Genomic DNA, 18,742 nt, shown 5'->3' with positions numbered 1-18,742 from the left:
ATCGTGGAGCGCCGGGAAGTCTGGTCGGCACAGTGTTCGCCGACCCGTGGAGGCATCCGATGCGCGCCGCCGACCTTGTTGAGCCCTATGCGACGGTCACCCTCGCCACCCCTGCCATCGAGGCGGCCCGGATCCTGGCCGACGCCGATCTGCCGGGCCTGATCGTCGTCGACGACCGGGGCAGACCGTTCGCCGTCCTGCCCGGTACGCAGGTGCTGCGGCTGGCCGTGCCGACCTACTGCCAGGACGATCCCGCCCTGACCCACCTGATCGACGAGGCCGCCGCCGACGTGTTCATCCGCGAACTCGGCGACCGCACCGTACGCGAACTGCTGCCGCCCCAACCCCACGAACTTCCCGTCGTGCCACCCGAGGCGACCGCGCTGGAAATAGCGGCCTTGATGGCGCGTACGCGCAGCCCGTTGGTGGCCGTCGTCGACGGTGGCCTGCTCGGCGCGGTCACGCTGCACGCGCTGCTGGACCGGGTACTGCCCGCATGAGCGTTCAGGCCTGGCTGGCGGTGGCCGTCTTCGCCGCGGCGTACGTCCTGATCGCCACCGAATGGGTCCACCGGGTCGCCGCCGCGCTCGGCGGGGCGATCGCGATGCTGCTCATCGGGGCGACCGACGCCCACGAGGCGTTCTTCTCCCCGGACTCGGGCATCGACTGGAACGTCATCTTCCTGCTGATCGGCATGATGCTGATCGTGGCGGTGCTACGCCGCACCGGCCTGTTCGAGTATCTGGCGATCTGGGCCGTCAAACGCGCCCGTGGCCGTCCGTACCCGGTGATGGTGATCCTCGTGCTGATCACCGGCGTCGCGTCGGCCGGGCTGGACAACGTCACGACCGTGCTGCTGGTCGCGCCGGTGACGCTGTTCGTCTGCGACCGGCTCGGCCTGCCCGCGGCGCCGTTCCTGATCGCCGAGGTCATGGCGTCCAACATCGGCGGCACCGCCACGCTGATCGGCGACCCGCCGAACATCATCATCGCCAGCCGGTCCGGGCTGACCTTCACGGAGTTCCTGTCGGTGCTGGCCCCGATCGTGGTGGTCCTGCTCGTGGTGTTCCTGGCCTTGTGCCGGTGGCTGTTCCGGGACGCCTTCCGAGCCGACAGCAGCCGGGTCGCCTCGGTCATGGCGATGCGGGAACGCGAGGCGATCCGCGACCCCCGCCTGCTGACGGTCAGCCTCGCCGTCCTCGCCGTCGTGCTCGCCGCCTTCCTGCTGCACTCCGTGCTGCATCTCGAACCGTCCGTCGTCGCGATCGTCGGCGGGCTGATCCTGCTGGCCGCGTCCCGCCTGGACCCCGACGAGGTCGCCCGCGACGTCGAATGGCACACGCTGATCTTCTTCGCCGGACTGTTCGTCATGGTCGGCGCGCTGGTGAACACCGGCGTCATCGACACCGTCTCCCAGGCGGCCACCGACGCGGTCGAAGGCCGTCTGTGGGGCGCGACGATGCTCCTGCTGTGGGCATCGGCCGCGCTGTCGGCGGTCATCGACAACATCCCCTATGTGGCGACGATGAGCCCGATCGTCGCCGACCTCGTGCACGCCGACGGCACGCCCCGCGGCAACGTCCTGTGGTGGGCGCTCGCCCTGGGCGCGGACCTCGGCGGCAACGCCACCGCGATCGGCGCCTCCGCCAACGTCGTCATGCTCGGCATCGCCGAACGCTCCGGCAAGCCGATCTCGTTCTGGCAGTTCACCAAGTACGGGCTGATCGTCACCGTGATCACGGTGGCGGTGTGCGTGCCCTACCTGTACCTGCGCTTCTTCTGAGACTCACCTGCGCTTTCTGCTGAGACCACCAGGCCGGGCCGCCCCTCGACGGCGGTCCGGCTCCCCTCCTGGAGGCCCGAGATGCTTCTGCAGATTCTGCTCGCCCTGGCCGGCCTCGGCCTGCTGACCGTAGCCGCCGACCACCTCGTGCTCGGCTCGTCCCGCCTGGCCGAACGGCTGCACGTCAGTCCGGTCGTGGTCGGCGTCGTCGTCATCGGGTTGGGGACCAGCGCACCGGAGTTCCTGGTCTCGGCGCTGGCCGCCGGTCGCGGTGACACCGGCATCGCCGTCGGGAACATCGTCGGGTCGAACATCCTCAACCTGACGCTCATCCTCGGCATCGCCGCCCTGGTCACCCCGTTCGCGGTCGACTCAGCCGTCACCCGGCGGGAGGTTCCCCTCGCCGTCGGAGCAGTCGTGGCGTTCGGTGTCCTGGCGTACCTGGGAGTGACCCCGGCGACCGGCCTGGTTCTGGCGGCGGCGATGGCTGCCGCGCTGTACCTGCTGCTGCGCTGGTCTCGCGCGGCCGACAACGAGCAACTGGTGACCGAGGTGCAGGACTTCACCGCCGAGGGCGGCGCCGTCGTCACCCCGGCCGCCCGGCGGACCAGACCGTGGGTGGAGCCGATCCGAACCGTGCTCGGCCTGGCCGGCGTCCTGGGTGGTGCGCAGTTGCTGGTCGCGAACGCGTCCACGATCGCCGAGGACCTCGGCGTCCCCCAGGTCGTCATCGGCTTCACCCTGGTGGCACTGGGCACTTCGTTGCCGGAACTGGTGACGACGGTCCAGGCTCAGCGGCGCGGCGAGACCGACCTGGTCGTCGGCAATCTGTTCGGCAGCAACCTGTTCAACAGTCTCGCCGGCGGCGCTCTGGTCGGGTTCGCGACCGGCAGCGCGCATCCTGCCCAGGCGACGGCCGGTCTGCTGGCCGTCATGGTCGGCACGACCCTCCTGGCCTGGGCGCTGCTGGCTCGAAGGCTCCGGCTGACCAGGGTCGAGGGCGCTGTGCTCCTGGCCGCGTACGCCCTGACCCTGCCGCTTCTGCTCACCGCGTGACACCGGCGGATCGACGGTGTTGCCGACGTCCGGCAACGAACGGGACGGCAGATCGGCCGGAGACGTACCTGGAGCCCGGATCGGAGGACCAGCACGATGTGGAGCATGACAAGCGACATCGCCGTCGTCACTGAGAAGCTCACCAAGTTCTACGGTGACCGCCGCGGCATCGAGAACCTCGACCTCGAGGTACGCGCCGGGGAGGTGCTGGGCTTTCTCGGGCCGAACGGCGCCGGGAAGACCACGACCATCCGGTTGCTGCTCGATTTCCTGCGGCCCACCCGCGGACGCGCCACCGTCCTCGGCCTCGATCCGCGTACGGACAAGGCCGCCCTGCACCGGCAGATCGGTTATCTACCGGGCGAACTGGCGTTCCCCGGCCGAGACCGAGCATCCGATCTACTGCGCTTCTTCGCCGCCGCCCGTGGGGGCGTGGCCTGGTCGAGGGTCACCGAGCTGGCCGACCGGCTGGAGCTGGACCTGACGCGGCCGATCCGCGCCATGTCGAAGGGCAACAAGCAGAAGGTCGGCCTGGTGCAGGCGTTCATGCACGACCCGGCGCTGCTGATCCTCGACGAGCCGACGAGCGGCCTCGACCCGCTCATGCAACAGGAGTTCCTGGCCATGGTCCGGGACGCCCGCACCGCCGGGCAGACGGTGTTCATGTCCTCGCATGTCCTGGCCGAGGTGCAACAGACCGCCGACCGGGTCGCGATCGTCCGCGAGGGCCGCCTGGCGGCGGTCGAACGGGTGGAGTCACTGGGCAAACGGGCGGTCCGCACCGTGGAGATCCACTTCGGCGATCCGGTCTCCGTGGAGGAGTTCCGCGCGCTGCCCGGTGTGACCGACCTCGTGGTCTCCGGCCCGGTGCTGCGATGCACGGTCGACGGCCGGTTGGATCCACTCGTCAAGGCCGCCGCCCGGCATGAGGTGATCGACCTGCTCTCGGCCGAACCGGATCTCGAAGAGACCTTCCTGTCCTTCTACTACCACTCCGAGTCCCACGAAGAAGGAGCCGACGATGCTGCCCGCCCTCGTGCGTAAGACCTGGCGCGACGACCGGCGGGCGCTGATCGGCTGGTCCGTCGGCGTCGCCGCGTTCACCTCGATCTACACGTCGTTCTACAGCCAGTTCCAGGACGCCGCCAAGCTCAAGCAGGACGCGCTGCCCGAAGGCATGCTCGACTTCCTGGGGATCGCCGACATGCTCTCGCCCGCCGGGTACCTGCAGGCGACCGTGTTCAGCCTGATCGGGCCACTTCTGATCCTCATGTGCGCCGTCACCCTGACCGCGCGGACGATCGCCCGGCCCGAAGAGGACGGCGGCATGGAGCTCCTGCTGGTCAATCCATTGTCCCGCAACGCGTTCGCCCTCCAGCGGCTCACTGCCACCGGGGCGGCCGTCACCCTCGTGGCCGCGATTCCGTGGATACTGCTGAGCCTCATCGTCCCCAGCATCGGAATGGACATCTCGCTGTCCAACGTCGCCGCCGCGTGCGTCGGCCTGATCGCGCTCGTGTGGTGCTTCACGGGGATCGCCTTCCTCGTCGGAGCGGCCAGCGGACGGCGTACGACGGTCCTGGCGGTGACCGGCGCCATCGCCGTCGCCACCTACATGGCCAACGCGATCGGCGGCATGTTCGCCGGCGTCAGCTGGTTGACCTGGCTGTCGCCGTTCCACTACTTCATCGGCACCGACCCGTTGCACACCGGCTGGCACCCCGTCGAACTGCTCGTCCTCCTCGTCACCGGAGTCGCCACCGCCGCGGCCGGAGTCATCCTGTTCGATCAGCGCGATGTCGGCGTCTGAGCAGGACCGGCTCGCCGAGGAGTGCGCCAGAATTCTGCGTACGGAGCCCGGCGGCGCGCGATCACGCGCTGCCGGGCAGCTCGGCGCCCATGCCGCTGACTCCGGAGTCGCCCTGCGCGATCTGGCCGGAGCCATGCTGACCGCCTGCTCGATGGTCTGGACGGAAGCCGAGCCGACCGCCGGCACCGCCGCCGCGACGTACGCACGCGCCGCCGAGCTGTTGACCGTTCTGCGGACGGCGCTGGACGCCGCGATCGCCGGACACGACCGCAGCGCTCACGCGGAACTGGTCCGGAACGACGCCGACCGGGCCGCTTTCGTCAACGATTTGCTCACCGGACGCGCCGACCCCGGAGTTCTGGCCCAGCGGGCGAATCGGTACGGCATCCGGCTGGCAGCCTCGCACACCGTTCTCGTCGTCCGCTCGGCCGGTCTCACCGCCGACGTCGCCCATCGGGTGGACGGCGCGCTGGCGGCCAGGTACGGCGACGGCAACACCCTGACGACGTTGCGCCACCCGGACCTCGTGTGCATCAGCGCCGGTGGACTTCGTGGCGTGCCGGCGGAGCTGGCTCATCTGCTGGTCCGGCTGCTGGGGGCCGGCGGTTGGCAGATCGGCGTCGGGCGTACGCACACCGGCGTCCAGGGCCTGGCCACCTCGCTCGACGAGGCCCGCAACGCCCTCGACCTGGCCGCCAAGCTCGGCTTCACCGCACCGGTGCTGAACGCCGCGGACCTGTTGGTGTTCCCGGTCCTGCTCCGTGACCGCGAGGCGATCACCGACCTTGTCACCACGGTCCTCGGTCCCCTGCTGGATGCACGGGGCGGCCCCCAACCGTATGTGGACACTCTGGCGGTGCTCTTCGACAACCAGGGCAATTACACCGCCACCGCCCGGCACCTCCATCTGTCCGTTCGAGCCGTGACCTATCGCCTCGACCGCCTTCAGGCCTTGACCGGATATCACCCGGGCGAACCCACCCAGCGCTTCACGCTCCAGGCTGCCGTCCTCGGCGCTCGTCTGCTCGGCTGGCCCGGCTGACCGGTGACTCCCGGGCGGATCACCGGCGTTTGCCGGGCGCCTGCGGCGGGCCTTCCCAGCCCGGCCGGGCCGCCCGCAGCCCGCGTGATCCCTGGGCGAGGTCACGACTGCGATAGACGACGTAGGGCCTGGTCAGGTATCCGACGGGGGCGCTGAAGGCGTGCACGAGCCGGGTGAAGGGCCAGAACGCGAACAGCGCGAACGCGGCGATCACGTGGGTCTGGAAGGTGGCCGGGACGTTCGTCATCAGCGCCGGATCCGGCTGCAGCACGAACAGCGATCGGAACCAGGGCGAGACGGTCTCGCGGTAGTCGTAGCCGCCCCCCGCGAGGTTCGCCTTCACGGTGGCCCACAGCCCGAGCACGATCACCGAGGCGAGCACCAGATACATCGCCTTGTCGTTCTTGGTGGTGGCGGCGAAGACCGGCCCGGTCAGGCGGCGGCGCAGGATCAGGATGGCCATGCCGATGAGCGTGCAGAAGCCGGCCACCGTGCCGAGGAAGACCGCGGCCAGGTGGTACATGTGCTCGCTGATGCCGGCCGCCTCGGTCCACGACTTGGGGATCAACAGGCCGCCGATGTGTCCCAGCAGGACGAGCAGGATGCCGAAGTGGAACAGCGGGCTGCCCCATCGCAGCACGGTGGTCTCGTAGAGCTGGGACGACCGGGTGGTCCAGCCGAATTTGTCGTAGCGATAGCGCCAGACGAGCCCGCCGACGAGGATCGCGACGGCGACGTACGGGTAGACCACCCACAGCAGTGTGTTCACCGGCGTCCTCCGGTCGTGTCGACGAGTCCGAACGGTTCCAGGCCGACCTGTTCGGCGGGCGGGCCGGAGCGGGCGAGCGTGGCGGCTGCCACGAGGTCGGCGGGCCGGGCGGGCGGCAACATCGCCCGGACGGCCTCGACCGCGCCCTGGTACGCCGAGCCCGCCAACGCCTTGCTCAGCAGATCCAGGCCGACCCGATGGTCGTGCAGCAGCCGCCAGCCGCCGGGATCGATCGCGGAGAGGTCGAGGACCGCGGGCAGGTAGTCGGGCAGTTCCCCGTCGACGACTTCCAGCCCGGCCTCCTTGAACCGAGCGGCGAAGCCGACGAGCGCCTCGCCGCGGCGGCGGGTGTCCCCGGCGGTGTAGTACGTCAGGTGCAGGCAGCACCGGCGGCGGAAGTCGAAGAGTTCCACGTACTCCGCGGCGAGGGTCACCGGGTCGGAGCCGAGCCGGTGCTCGACGACCGGTCGCAGCGAATCGCCCACCGCGATCGGCAGTCCGGCCAGGGCGGAATGGATCAGCGGGGTGGCGGCGACCACTTCCGCGTCGGGGTAGCGCAGCAGCAGCGAGGCCGCGCGGGCGGCGACCGGCCGCCAGTCCGATGTGGTCACTTCTCCTGCTCCTCGTCGTCGGAGGCGGTGGGACGGGGCGGGAACAATCCCTGTGGACGGCCTTTGCCGTCCCAGTTGAGCAGGTTGACCCGCGATCCCTTGTCCTCCGGTGCGGCGACAGTGTCGGTGGTCTGCCGTTCCCGCAGCATGTGGAAGGTCTCGACGGTCACCGGGTCGGGGCCGCCGGAGGACTCGCCGAACGGGCCCTGCCGCCCGGCTGCCCCGGTGGGGACCACGACGCCCATTCCCGGCCCCCCGAGGCCTTCGAGGCTGCACTCGGTGCCGAGAGCCTCGAGCCGGTGGGCGTCTTCGGCGTGCGCGGCGGGAATCACGTACCGGTCCTCGTACTTGGCGATCGCCAGCAGCCGATACATCGCGTCGATCTGCTCACCGGTCATGCCGACGGCCTCGGCGATCGACTCGTCCCGTTCCTCGCCGAGGTTGATCCGCCGCTGGTACGCACGCATCGCCGCCAGCCGCCGCAGCACGGCGTCGACCGGGGCCGGATCGCCCGCGGTGAACAGCCCGGCCAGATAGTCGACGGGTATGCGCAGCGCGTCGACGGCGCCGAACAGGTTTCCGGCGTCCTCACCGTCGTGGCCGGTCTCGCGCAGCACGTCCACGACCGGCGACAGGGGCGGGATGTACCAGACCATGGGCATCGTCCGGTACTCCGGATGCAAGGGCAGTGCCACCCGGTAGGTCATGATGAGGTCCCAGATCGGCGACCGGCGGGCCGCGTCGATCCAGTCGTCGGGGATCCCCGCCTGGGCGGCGGCTGCGGCGACCTGCGGGTCGTTCGGGTCGAGGAAGACCGACCGCTGCGCCTCGTAGAGGTCTTTCTCGTCCTCGACCGCGGCGGCCTTCGCGACGGCGTCCGCGTCGTACAGCATGAGGCCGAGATAGCGCAGCCGCCCGACACAGGTCTCCGAGCAGATGGTCGGCTGACCGATCTCGATGCGCGGGAAGCAGAACGTGCACTTCTCGGCCTTGCCGGTCCGATGGTTGAAGTACACCTTCTTGTACGGGCAGCCGGTGACGCACATCCGCCAGCCCCGGCAGCGGTCCTGGTCCACGAGGACGATGCCGTCCTCGGCCCGCTTGTAGATCGCCCCGGACGGGCAGGAGGCGGCGCACGACGGGTTCAGGCAGTGCTCGCAGATGCGGGGCAGGAAGAACAGGAACGCCTTCTCATACTCCTGGCGTACCCGGTCGGAGACCTGGGCCAGAACCGGGTCGCCGGCGGCGATCGCGTTGCCGCCCGCGAGCGAGTCGTCCCAGTTCGCCGACCAGGTGACCTTCGTGTCCTGCCCGGTGAGCAGCGACTTCGGCCGGGCGACCGGGGTGTCGTCGCCGGCCGGGGCGGTCAGCAGGTGCTGATAGTCGTAGGTCCACGGCTCGTAGTAGTCGCCGATCGCGGGCAGCTTCGGGTTGGCGAAGATGCTGAGCAGCTTCTTGATCCGGCCGCCCGCGCGCGGCTTGAGCCGGCCGGACCGCGTACGGGTCCAGCCGCCCTGCCACCGCTGCTGGTCCTCGTAGGTTCGCGGATAGCCCTGGCCGGGGCGCGACTCGACGTTGTTGAACCACACGTACTCGACGCCGGACCGGTTGGTCCAGGCCTGCTTGCAGGTGACCGAACAGGTGTGACAGCCGATGCACTTGTCGAGGTTCATCACCATCGCCATCTGTGCCATGACACGCACTAGTACTGCACCTCCTGCGAGCGGCGGCGGATGATCGTGACCTCGTCCCGCTGGTTGCCGGTGGGACCGAGATAGTTGAAGGCGAACGACAGCTGCGCGTACCCGCCGACGATGTGACTGGGTTTGACCAGCAGGCGGGTCAGCGAGTTGTGGATGCCGCCGCGTCGGCCCGAGGTCTCGGCCTTCGGCACGTCGATCACGCGTTCCTGGGCGTGATACATGTAGACCGTGCCTTCGGGCATCTTGTGGGTGACGACCGCCCGGCAGACCACCACGCCGTTGCGGTTGACCGCCTCGATCCAGTCGTTGTCCGCGACGCCGATCTTGGCCGCGTCGGCCTCGCTCATCCACAGGGTCGGCCCGCCGCGCGACAGCGTCAGCATGATCAGGTTGTCCTGATACTCGGAGTGGATCGACCACTTCGAGTGCGGCGTCAGGTAGCGAACCGTCAGCTCCAGCTCACCGGTGCGGCCCAGCCGCGGCTCGCCGAACAACTTGTGCATGTCCAGCGGCGGCCGGAAGATCGGCAACTGTTCGCCGAGTTCGGCGATCCAGTCGTGGTCGAGGAAGAAGTGCTGCCGTCCGGTCAGGGTGTGCCACGGCTTGAGCCGCTCCACATTGATCGTGAAGGGCGAGTAGCGCCGGCCGCCGTGTTCGCTGCCCGACCACTCCGGGCTGGTGATCACGGGCACCGGCCGCGCCTGCGTGTCGGCGAACCGAATCTGCTTGCCTTCGTGCTCGGCGGCCAGGTCCGCGAGCCGCTGCCCGGTCCGCCGTTCCAGGAAACGGAATCCCTCGGTCGCCACGCGGCCGTTCGTGGTGCCCGACAGCATGAGGATCGCCTCACAGGCCCGGATGTCCGTGTCCAGGCGCGGCCGTCCGTCGGCGACGCCTCCGCGCACCTCGCCGTTGATCTTCTTCAGGTACGCGATCTCGGGGCTGACGTCGACGGTGACGGCCTTCGTGGTGGTCCCGAGCCGGTCGAGCAACGGGCCGACGGAGGCCATCTTCTCGGCGATCGCGCCGTAGTCGCGTTCCACCACGACGAACTTCGGCATGGTCTTGCCGGGGATGGCCGCCACCTCGCCGGTCTTCCAGTCGCGTACGACGCCGTGCGGGGTGGCCAGCGCGTCCGGGGTGTCGTGCAGCAGCGGCGCCGCCACCAGGTCCTGGCGTACGCCCAGATGCTCCGCGGCCAGGTCGGAGAACGCCCGCGCGATGCCGTGGAAGGCCGCGAAGTCCGTACGCGTCTGCCACGGTGGACTGATCGCGGGTGTGAACGCGTGCACGTAGGGATGCATGTCGGTGCTGTTGAGGTCGTGCTTCTCGTACCAGGTCGCGGCGGGGAGCACGATGTCGGAGAACAACGTCGTCGACGTCATCCGGAAGTCCAGGCTCAGCAGCAGGTCGAGCTTGCCCTCCGGAGCCTCGTCCCGCCAGCGCACCTCCTGCGGCCGCCGGTCCGGCGGTGTTTCCTCGGCTCGCAACGAGGCGTCCGTACCGAGCAGGTGCCGCAGGAAGTACTCGTTGCCCTTGGCCGACGAGCCGAGCAGATTGGCCCGCCAGACGGTCAGGACGCGCGGCCAGTTCTGCGGCGCATCCGGGTCGGCGCCGGCGAACCCGAGCCGGCCGCCGGTCAGCGCCTCGGCCACGTACGCGCCCGGGTTGTCCGGGTCGGCGGCCAGCGCCTCGTCGGCCACGTCCAGCGGATTACGGTCGAACGTCGGCATCGACGGCATCCAGCCGAGCCGGGCGGACTGAGCCAGCAGGTCGGCGGTGTGCTTGCCGGCGAACCGGCCGCTGCCCAGGGGCGAGGCGAGCACGCCCGCGTCGTACTGGTCGTAGCGCCACTGATCGGTGTGCAGATACCAGAACGCCGTCCCGATCATCTGGCGCGGCGGACGAGACCAGTCCAGCCCGAACGCCAGATGCGACCAGCCCGTCACCGGGCGGCACTTCTCCTGGCCGACGTAGTGCGCCCAGCCGCCGCCGTTCACCCCTTGGCAGCCGGTCAGCGTGGTGAGGGCGAGCATCGCCCGGTACGTGGTGTCGGAGTGGAACCAGTGGTTGGTGCCGGCTCCCATGAGGATCATCGAGCGGCCGCCGGAACGTTCGGCGTTGTCGGCGAACTCCCGGGCGATCCGCGCCACCGCCTTGCCCGGTACGCCGGTGATCGGCTCCTGCCACGCGGGAGTGTAGGGCTCGGCGGCGTCGTCGTACCCCGTCGGCCAGCGACCGGGCAGCCCCGGGCGGGCCACCCCGTACTGGGCGAGCATCAGGTCGAACACGGTGGTCACCAGCTGCCCGCCCACCGTCGCGGTCGGTACGCCTCGCCGCAGCACCTCTGGCAGATCGTTGTCGAACCGGGGCAGCAGAACCTCGACGGCGTCGCCGCCGGCGCAGCTCAACCGGGGGACGATCGAGCCCAGGTCGAGATTCCAGCGACCGGCCCCGGCTTCGGCGTACCGGTCGCCGAGCGACCCGTTCGGCACGGCCACGGCGTCGGCGGTCTCGTCCCACACCACCGGCCGGAAGGCCGCCTCGCCGCCCGCCTCCCCGGCGGCGGTGAGATCGGTGGCGAGGTCGGCGGCGGTGAGGAACTTGCCCGGCCGATACCCTCCGCCTTCGACGGGATCCAAGGTGATCAGGTACGGCAGGTCGGTGAAGCGGCGTACATAGTCGACGAACGGTTCCACCGTCCGGTCGACGAAGAACTCCTTCAAGACCACGTGGCCCATCGCCATGGCCAGCGCGCCGTCGGTGCCGGGCTGGGCGGGCAGCCAGTCGTCGGCGAACTTCACGTTGTCGGCGTAGTCCGGCGACACCACGACGACCTTCTGCCCCCGGTAGCGGGCCTCGGCCATCCAATGGGCGTCCGGCGTACGCGTCACCGGGACGTTCGAACCCCACATGATCAGGTAGGACGCGTCCCACCAGTCGCCGGACTCGGGAACGTCGGTCTGGTCGCCGAACACCTGCGGCGAGGCCACCGGCAGGTCGGCGTACCAGTCGTAGAACGACAACATGGACCCGCCGATGAGCGACAGGAACCGCGCGCCGACCGCGTGGGAGACCATCGACATGGCCGGGATGGGCGAGAAACCGGCGACCCGGTCCGGACCGTACTGCTTGATGGCGTGCACGTGCGCGGCCGCGACGATCTCCTGGGCCTCGTCCCAGGTGATCCGGACGAGGCCGCCCTTGCCGCGGGCCCGCTGGTAGCGGCGGCGGCGCTCCGGGTCGTCCTGAATGTCGGCCCAGGCCGCGACCGGATCACCGAGCCGGCCCTTGGCCTCCCGGTACATCTCGATCAGCACGCCCCGGGCGTAGGGAAACCGGACTCGCGTGGGCGAGTAGGTGTACCAGGAGAACGCCGCACCACGCGGACACCCGCGCGGCTCGTACTCCGGCCGGTCGGGGCCGGCCGTCGGATAGTCGGTCTGCTGCTGCTCCCAGGTGATGATGCCGTCCTTGACGTACACCTTCCACGAGCACGAGCCGGTGCAGTTGACCCCATGCGTCGACCGGACGACCTTGTCGTAGGACCAGCGGTCCCGATAGAAGGCGTCTGCCTCGCGGCCGCCGATCTGGTACAGCGCCCGGCCGTCGGGAGAAACCTCCGCGCGCCGGACGAGTCCGCCTACCGCAAGCAATGCCCGGTTTGCGTTCTCGGCTGCGTTCGCCATCCGACTATCCGTCCTACTCGTCTGCTTTTGATCCACACTGACCTGATCGTGATCGGCTCGCAAGCGGCACACCGCGAGCCGCTGCTCATTTCAGCGGGGATCCTCGGTGAGGTCACGGGCCAAAGGTCCCGTCCCGTGGGGCTGACCGGCATGCGGACGGAGCGTTGCCTGGGTGCGGCTCGTCGCCGGGTCGTCCTCGCGGCGCGCACGGGCCACGACGGTGACGGTGAGCAGCAAGGTGGCGAGGGCGACGACGGCCAGGGCGGCCAGGCCGAGCGCATACGACTGGTAGTGCCCGTAGACGGCCCCCATGACCAGCGGCGGAACGAATCCGCCGAGCCCGCCGGCGGCACCGACCACGCCCGTGACCGAGCCGACCATCGCGGCCGGGGCTCGCTGCGCGACCAGCGCGAACGTCGCGCCGCTACCGGCGCCGAGCGCGGCCGCCATGGACAGGAACGCGATCGTCCCCAGCGGGACGAGGCCCGGCGTGAACGCCTGCACGGCGGCGCCGAGAGCCACCACAGTGAGGGCGACGGCCAGGACGCGGCTCGGTGCGACTCGGTCCGACAGCCAGCCGCCGACCGGCCGCATGACCACCGCCAGGAGGACGAACCCCGCCATCCGGTTGGCCGCGTCGGCCTGCGTGAGTCCGTACGCGGTCTTGAGGTACGCGGGCAGGTAGACCGAGAACGCGACGTACCCGCCGAAGACCACGGCGTACAGCACGGCAGCCTGCCAGGTGACGGGCAGCCGAACGGTGGCGGCCAGCCGCTGCGTCAGGCGCTGGCTTGGCGGGACCCGCCCGGGAGCGTCGCGCAGCACCAGCGCGGCGGCGATCGCGTACGCGATCAGGACGACGGCGGTGACGACGAAGGGGGTGGCCGCAGTACCGGCGTCCACAAGCTGCACTGTGGTCAGCGCACTGATCGCAGTGCCGCCCATGCCCGCGCCGAAGACTCCGATCGCCAGACCACGCCGTTGGGGCGGGAACCAGGCGTTGACGAACGGGACCCCGACCGCGAAGGCGGTACCCCCGACGCCGAGGAAGAACCCGCCGACCAGCAACCCGGCCAGCGAGGTCTGGCCCGCCAGGCCCAGGTACGCCACGGGGACGACGGTGGCCAGGGAGACCAGCGGGAACATGATCCGTCCACCGAACCGATCGGTCAGGGCCCCGACCGGGATCCGGCCCACCGAGCCGACCACGACCGGGACCGCGACGAGCAACGCCTGCTGGAACGCGCTCAGCCCCAGCGCCTCCTTGAACTTCGGGGCCAACGGACTCAGCAGCGCCCACGCCCAGAAGTTCACCGCGAACCCGACGGTGGCCAGGGTCAGCATGAGGACCCGTTGCCGCCCGGAGGTCGTAGTAGTCGTGCCGCTCATGTCGTCTCCCTAGCGCTTCTCGGTCGCGGCCCCGGCGCCGGCCGGGTGGTCGTGTGGCAGCGTGAAGGCTGGGCGGGCCCTTCGGTCGAGCCTGCCCAGCCTGTCGGCATAGCGGATTCAGATGAGCCAGCGGTGGCGCTGCACGAACGGCAGCCGGGCCCACCAGCGACCCAGGCCCCAGGTCTGGCCCGCGTAGGTCAGCGCCAACACCACGGTGGTGATCCCGTAGATGACGTGGTAGTCGGTGATCGGGTTGGTCGACCCGCTGGGCGTGCCGTCGGCGGCGGTGCGGTCGAGCGGGAACTCGGCCAGCCACATCATCGACATCATCGCCACGGCCGCGCCGGCCGCGATGCGCATGCCGATGCCGAGGATCAGGGCCGTGCCGACGCCGGCCAGGCCGGCCATGAACAGCCAGTCCGCCCACCAGGTGCCCGCGATGTTGTGGAAGAACGTCTGCAGGAAGGACGGTCCGAGGTCGACGTTGGCGAGGAAGCCCTTGGTCGGCGATCCGCCGTTGATCCAGGCCCGGGCGTCCGGGGTGGCGTAGCCGAGGCCGAACGTCTTGTCCAGGAACGCCCACAGGAAGACGGTGCCGGTGGCGATCCGCAAGACAGCGAGCGCCCGCGCGGCGGTGTGAGTGAGCATCGATCCAGGTGCCTCCGCGCGTTCGCGGTGCAGAACCGGAGCCTTGTGCGGTGTGGCGGTCATGACGTCTCTCCCGTCAGCCTTGCCCTTTCGTTGTCGACCTCACTTTCCCGCGTTCCGGTGTGGTGCACCTGAGGCGAACCGCCCGACCTGGCCGGGACCAAAGACTCCTCACCTGAGGGCCCTCTGCCGATCCGCCGCGAACGATTGCCGTGCTCTCAAGGACCCAGACAGGCTTTCGCCTCTTTCACCCCGGTCATCGTCGGCCCGAACGACGTGTCGACGGTGGACGCGTTCGGCCAGGTGGTGGCCCGCAGCGCGGCCTCGTCCAGCGACATGAGCAGTTCGCGGTCCGCCGACAGGGAATCGGATACCCACACCCCCGTCTCAGGGCCGAGGTTTTCCGCCCGGAACCGGATCGCGATGAAGTAGACCTTGTCCGTGCCCGGCGACTTCCAGGCGGAGGCCTCTTCCGGCCGCAGCGTGCCCCAACCCGGCAGACCACCCGCCATGATCGCGCGCACGAGATCTGCCGCCGGTTCAACACAGTCGAGTGCGGTCTTCGATGGTGACGGCGCGACCGCATCAGCCACAGGGCCGACCGGCGCATCCGGAGGATCTGCACTGGTGCAGGCCGTCAGGCCCAGGAGTGGTACGCCGCTCGCCGCGAGGATCGCCCGTCGAATTCTCACTCGCGCACGGTAGACGGCGGCCGAGCCGGCCGCTGCCCCGTCGCCCCGTCGCCGGGAAGGCTGTGGTCGCGGCAACCCTGGCCGCACGTCCGTGCGTCTACCCGTATGCTGGCCGCTCACGATCTTGTCGCCGACGCCCCCACCAGGAGGTACGCACCGGTGGTCTCCTCCGTCGCCGCAGCCGCCGTGGCATTCGTCTTCGCGCTGGTATGCACACCCCTGGCGGCCCGCATGCTGGCCCGGCTCCGGGCCGGACAGCCGATCCGGGATATCAATCCGGCCGCCCACCAGGTCAAACGGGGTACGCCGACGATGGGCGGGCTGGTCTTCGTCGTCGGCACCGTGCTCGCGTACATGGTCGGGCATCTGGTCATGAACGTGCTGCCGGAGGCGCAGATCGTCCCGCCGGGCCCCACCATGACCGGGTTCGTCCTGCTGGGCCTGATGGTGTTCTGCGGCGGCATCGGATTCGTCGACGACTTCCTGAAGGTCACGAAGAAGAACACCGCCGGGTTGAGTGGGCGCTGGAAGCTCGTCCTGCAGCTCGCGGTGGGCACCGGGTTCGGCATCGTCGCGCTCGGTTTTCCCAGCACCGCGGGGTTGTCGGTCGGGAGCACCCGGCTGTCGTTCGTCCGCGAGATCAGCTGGCTGGACGTCGGCAAGGTGGGCGCCGTCGTCGCCTTCATCGCGATCGTCATGGCGGCGACCAATGCCGTGAACCTCACCGACGGCCTGGACGGCTTGGCGACCGGCACGTCGATCGTCGTGCTGAGCGCGTACGGCTTGATCTCGTTCTGGCAGTATCAGCACTGGTGCGCGGACCCGGACGCGCGCGCGGCCTTCTGCTACCAGGCCCGCGACCCGCTGGAGACCGCGCTCGTCGCGGGCGCAGCGGCGGGCGCCCTGCTCGGCTTCCTGTGGTGGAACACCTCACCAGCGCGGATCATCATGGGCGACACCGGCTCCATGGCGCTGGGCGGGCTCATCGCGGGCGAGGCCGTCGCGACGCGGACCGTTCTCCTGCTGCCGATCCTGGCCGCCCTGTTCGTCGTCGTCACGATGTCCCGGATCATCCAGTACGTCTCCTACAAGACGACCAAGCGGCGGGTCTTCCGGATGTCCCCGCTGCATCACCATTTCGAGATGGTCGGCTGGCACGAGGTCACGATCGTGACCCGGTTCTGGATCATCGCGGGCGCTGGCGTGGTGGCCGGTCTCGGTCTGTTCTACGGAGACTTCCTCAGCCGGCTGCCGTAGCCCGTCGTCGGGCATCGCCGCAGCTCGGTGCCGGTAGAGTGCGCCACATGGACGATCTCGCGCTGGACCGGCTCATCGCGGACACCTTGGTCGAGGACTACGACTGGGACGAGGAACAGGCCGAGGAGGCGGTGGCCGCCTGGCGGGACAGCGGTGGCGAAGGCGGCTGGGACGCCGCCGCCATCGCGGAGACCATCCATCGGGCCACGGAGGAGGACGACTGACGGCGGCGTCCCCTGAGGACGGCTGCGGTCAGACGGCTTCCAACGACAGTTCGACGCCGCGCCAGCAGGCCGCCAGCTCCTCCACCGGCAGGCCGAGCGCCTCACCGAGGCAGATGATCGTGCCGAACCCGGGGGACGGCAGCCGCCCGGTCTCGATCTTGCGCAGCGTCTCCGGCGAGATGCCCGCCGCCTGCGCGACTTCGGTCAGGTCGCGCGCGCCTCGGGCCAGGCGCAGCCGGGCGCCGAGTCGCCGACCGGCTTCGATCTGCTCGGGCGTGAGCGGCTGACGGACCATGGTGCCAGGATAGGCTGGTATTACTATACCGACAAGTGCTAGCCTGCCGGTATAACTATACCGACTCCTGTGACGCGAGGGTTTTCGTGATTGAACTGAAGTCGCCGGCGGAGATCCAGCGCATGCACGTGACCGGCCGCTTCGTGGCCGAAGTGCTCGCCGAGGTCGGCCGGCTCGCCGACGTCGGCGTCAACCTGCTGGACCTCGAGCACCACGTCCGCGGCATGATCAAACGGCGCGGCGCGGAATCGTGCTACTGGGACTACGCGCCGTCCTTCGGCAAGGGCCCGTTCCGCAACGTCATCTGCCTCTCCGTCAATGACGCCGTCCTGCACGGCCTGCCGCACGACTACACGCTGCGCGACGGCGACATTCTCAGCGCGGACCTCGCGGTCAGCATCGACGGCTGGGTGGCCGACTCGGCGCGTACGGTGATCGTCGGGACACCGGCCGAAGAGGATCTGCGGATCATCCGCGCCACCGAGGAGGCGTTGGCGGCCGCGATCGAGAAGGCCCGGCCGGGGAACCGCCTCGGTGATCTGTCCGCGGCCATCGGAGCGGTCGCCCAGGACTACGGCTACCCGGTCAACACCGAGTTCGGCGGCCACGGCGTCGGCCGCACCATGCACGAGGAGCCGCACGTCTCGAACCAGGGCCGGGCCGGGCGCGGCCTCGTCCTGCGGCCCGGGCTGACCCTCGCCCTCGAACCCTGGTTCGCCCGCACGACCGATCGCATCGTCTACGACCCGGACGGCTGGACGATCCGGTCGGCCGACGGCTCCCGAACGGCCCACTCCGAGCACACGGTCGCCGTCACCGACGACGCCCCGCTGGTCCTCACCCGACTCCCGGACGGCCACGCCCAGCCGGTCGCGACGAGCTGACGCGTACGCGCCGGCGGTGTCAGCGGCGTAACAGGGCCACGACAGCACGTCCGTCGATTCTTTCCGGCATGGAGAACACGCTGACCCCCACGGCCGCGACGACAGCGGCCCGGCCGAACAAACTCGTCGAGCTGCTGCTGGCCGACCGCCACTCCGTGCCGTTGTCGATCGCGCTGCATCTGGTGCCGGGCGCCTTGATCGTCGCCGCGTACTTGTTCATCGCCGAACCGTTCGTGCAGGCGATCGGCTATCCGATCTTCCTGGCCTGGGCGGTCGCCCTGGTCATCGTGCTGGCGCCGGTGCTGTTCGGCCTGCTGTGGCTCGGCCGCCGTCGCAACGGCCGGTACTCGTTGCGTGGCGTGGTCGGCTACCGGGACAAGCCGATCCCCCGGGGAAAGGTCACCGCGATGATCGCCGGGCTGATCGTGTGGATGACGGTGGTGTCGCTCGCCCTCGTCCCGCTGGACAACTTCGTCTACGACACCTTCTTCACGTGGGTTCCCTTCGAGGGCGCGGGTGGCAGCGCCACCACCTACCTCGACGGATACTCGCACTCGCTCCTGGTGGTCACGATGCTGGTGTGCCTGCCGCTGACCGGGTTCACCCTCCCGCTGATCGAGGAGTTCTACTTCCGCGGCTTCCTGCTGCCCCGCATCGCCCACCTGCGCTGGGGAGCGCCCGTGCTCAACACGGTCCTGTTCTCGGTGTACCACTTCTGGGCGCCGTGGACCGTGCTGTCGAAGCTCGTCTTCCTGTTCCCGGGGATCTGGCTGGTCTGGCGCAAGCACGACATCCGGCTCTCGATCGGGATGCACCCCGGTTCGGCCCTGCTCATGGCGACGGTGGGCACCATCGCCATCGTCTTCAACCTCATCTGACCCGTCCGCCGAACG

The 18,742-nt window shown here is 69.8% G+C and carries 18 protein-coding genes; 10 read left to right on the top strand and 8 right to left on the bottom strand.

The features are described 5' to 3' along the window. Positions 1-59 precede the first annotated feature (59 nt). The 6 genes from AB0H43_RS28050 (at position 60) to AB0H43_RS28025 (ending at position 5,691) form a co-directional block, all read left to right on the top strand. Entirely contained in the window at positions 60-500 is a 441-nt protein-coding gene (locus tag AB0H43_RS28050; protein ID WP_360004088.1) for a CBS domain-containing protein, read from the top strand. Then, positions 497-1,783: an ArsB/NhaD family transporter gene (locus tag AB0H43_RS28045; RefSeq protein WP_360004087.1), complete on the top strand. Its 1,287-nt coding sequence runs from the start codon at positions 497-499 to the stop codon at positions 1,781-1,783. The genes AB0H43_RS28050 and AB0H43_RS28045 overlap by 4 nt, the downstream gene beginning before the upstream one ends. An 81-nt stretch (positions 1,784-1,864) precedes the next feature. After that, entirely contained in the window at positions 1,865-2,839 is a 975-nt protein-coding gene (locus AB0H43_RS28040; protein ID WP_360004085.1) for a calcium/sodium antiporter, read from the top strand. A 105-nt stretch (positions 2,840-2,944) separates the two neighbouring features. Then, positions 2,945-3,883, top strand: coding sequence for an ABC transporter ATP-binding protein (locus AB0H43_RS28035; RefSeq protein WP_360004083.1), 939 nt, complete (start codon positions 2,945-2,947; stop codon positions 3,881-3,883). After that, complete coding sequence (locus AB0H43_RS28030) at positions 3,861-4,649, top strand: ABC transporter permease subunit (RefSeq protein ID WP_360004081.1); 789 nt, start codon at positions 3,861-3,863, stop codon at positions 4,647-4,649. The genes AB0H43_RS28035 and AB0H43_RS28030 overlap by 23 nt, the downstream gene beginning before the upstream one ends. Next, complete coding sequence (locus AB0H43_RS28025) at positions 4,636-5,691, top strand: helix-turn-helix domain-containing protein (protein WP_360004079.1); 1,056 nt, start codon at positions 4,636-4,638, stop codon at positions 5,689-5,691. The genes AB0H43_RS28030 and AB0H43_RS28025 overlap by 14 nt, the downstream gene beginning before the upstream one ends. Before the next feature lie 19 nt (positions 5,692-5,710). Here AB0H43_RS28025 and narI read toward each other — a convergent pair whose 3' ends face one another. The 7 genes from narI to AB0H43_RS27990 all read right to left on the bottom strand — a co-directional run bounded on the left by narI (position 5,711) and on the right by AB0H43_RS27990 (position 15,021). Next, positions 5,711-6,460: a respiratory nitrate reductase subunit gamma gene (narI, locus tag AB0H43_RS28020; RefSeq protein WP_360004078.1), complete on the bottom strand. Its 750-nt coding sequence runs from the start codon at positions 6,458-6,460 to the stop codon at positions 5,711-5,713. Next, positions 6,457-7,071, bottom strand: coding sequence for a nitrate reductase molybdenum cofactor assembly chaperone (narJ, locus tag AB0H43_RS28015; protein WP_360004076.1), 615 nt, complete (start codon positions 7,069-7,071; stop codon positions 6,457-6,459). Before narJ ends, narI begins: the two co-directional genes overlap by 4 nt. After that, the gene (narH, locus tag AB0H43_RS28010; RefSeq protein WP_360004074.1) at positions 7,068-8,774 is read right to left on the bottom strand and encodes a nitrate reductase subunit beta; all 1,707 of its coding nucleotides are present in this window, start codon (positions 8,772-8,774) and stop codon (positions 7,068-7,070) included. The genes narJ and narH overlap by 4 nt, the downstream gene beginning before the upstream one ends. After that, the gene (locus tag AB0H43_RS28005; RefSeq protein WP_360004073.1) at positions 8,774-12,460 is read right to left on the bottom strand and encodes a nitrate reductase subunit alpha; all 3,687 of its coding nucleotides are present in this window, start codon (positions 12,458-12,460) and stop codon (positions 8,774-8,776) included. The genes narH and AB0H43_RS28005 overlap by 1 nt, the downstream gene beginning before the upstream one ends. 90 nt (positions 12,461-12,550) lie before the next feature. After that, the gene (locus AB0H43_RS28000) at positions 12,551-13,849 is read right to left on the bottom strand and encodes an MFS transporter (RefSeq protein ID WP_360004071.1); all 1,299 of its coding nucleotides are present in this window, start codon (positions 13,847-13,849) and stop codon (positions 12,551-12,553) included. 117 nt (positions 13,850-13,966) lie between these two features. Beyond that, entirely contained in the window at positions 13,967-14,560 is a 594-nt protein-coding gene (locus AB0H43_RS27995; RefSeq protein ID WP_360004070.1) for a hypothetical protein, read from the bottom strand. 155 nt (positions 14,561-14,715) lie between these two features. Continuing rightward, positions 14,716-15,021 carry a hypothetical protein gene (locus tag AB0H43_RS27990; protein ID WP_360004068.1) on the bottom strand — a complete coding sequence of 102 codons (306 nt, stop codon included), beginning with the start codon at positions 15,019-15,021 and terminating at the stop codon, positions 14,716-14,718. A gap of 327 nt (positions 15,022-15,348) precedes the next feature. Here AB0H43_RS27990 and mraY point away from each other — a divergent pair, with 327 nt between their 5' ends. After that, positions 15,349-16,446: a phospho-N-acetylmuramoyl-pentapeptide-transferase gene (gene mraY, locus AB0H43_RS27985; protein WP_360004066.1), complete on the top strand. Its 1,098-nt coding sequence runs from the start codon at positions 15,349-15,351 to the stop codon at positions 16,444-16,446. Positions 16,447-16,493: 47 nt separating this feature from the next. Continuing rightward, on the top strand, positions 16,494-16,670 hold the full coding sequence (locus tag AB0H43_RS27980) for a hypothetical protein (protein ID WP_360004064.1): 177 nt from the start codon (positions 16,494-16,496) through the stop codon (positions 16,668-16,670). Positions 16,671-16,698: 28 nt separating this feature from the next. Here the strand turns inward: AB0H43_RS27980 and AB0H43_RS27975 are convergent, their stop codons facing one another. Then, the gene (locus AB0H43_RS27975; RefSeq protein ID WP_360004062.1) at positions 16,699-16,965 is read right to left on the bottom strand and encodes a helix-turn-helix transcriptional regulator; all 267 of its coding nucleotides are present in this window, start codon (positions 16,963-16,965) and stop codon (positions 16,699-16,701) included. 86 nt (positions 16,966-17,051) lie between these two features. Between AB0H43_RS27975 and map the strand changes: the two genes are divergently transcribed. Next, positions 17,052-17,849: a type I methionyl aminopeptidase gene (map, locus tag AB0H43_RS27970; RefSeq protein WP_360004060.1), complete on the top strand. Its 798-nt coding sequence runs from the start codon at positions 17,052-17,054 to the stop codon at positions 17,847-17,849. 68 nt (positions 17,850-17,917) lie between these two features. Continuing rightward, a complete protein-coding gene (locus AB0H43_RS27965) occupies positions 17,918-18,727 on the top strand; it encodes a CPBP family intramembrane glutamic endopeptidase (RefSeq protein ID WP_360004058.1) in 810 nt (269 codons plus the stop codon). Positions 18,728-18,742 lie beyond the last annotated feature (15 nt).

It is taken from the genome of Hamadaea sp. NPDC050747 (genome assembly GCF_040654195.1).
Classification (GTDB): domain Bacteria; phylum Actinomycetota; class Actinomycetes; order Mycobacteriales; family Micromonosporaceae; genus Hamadaea.
The sequence above is the reverse complement of the archived record's forward strand: the minus strand, read 5'-3'. Positions and strand labels throughout refer to the sequence as shown.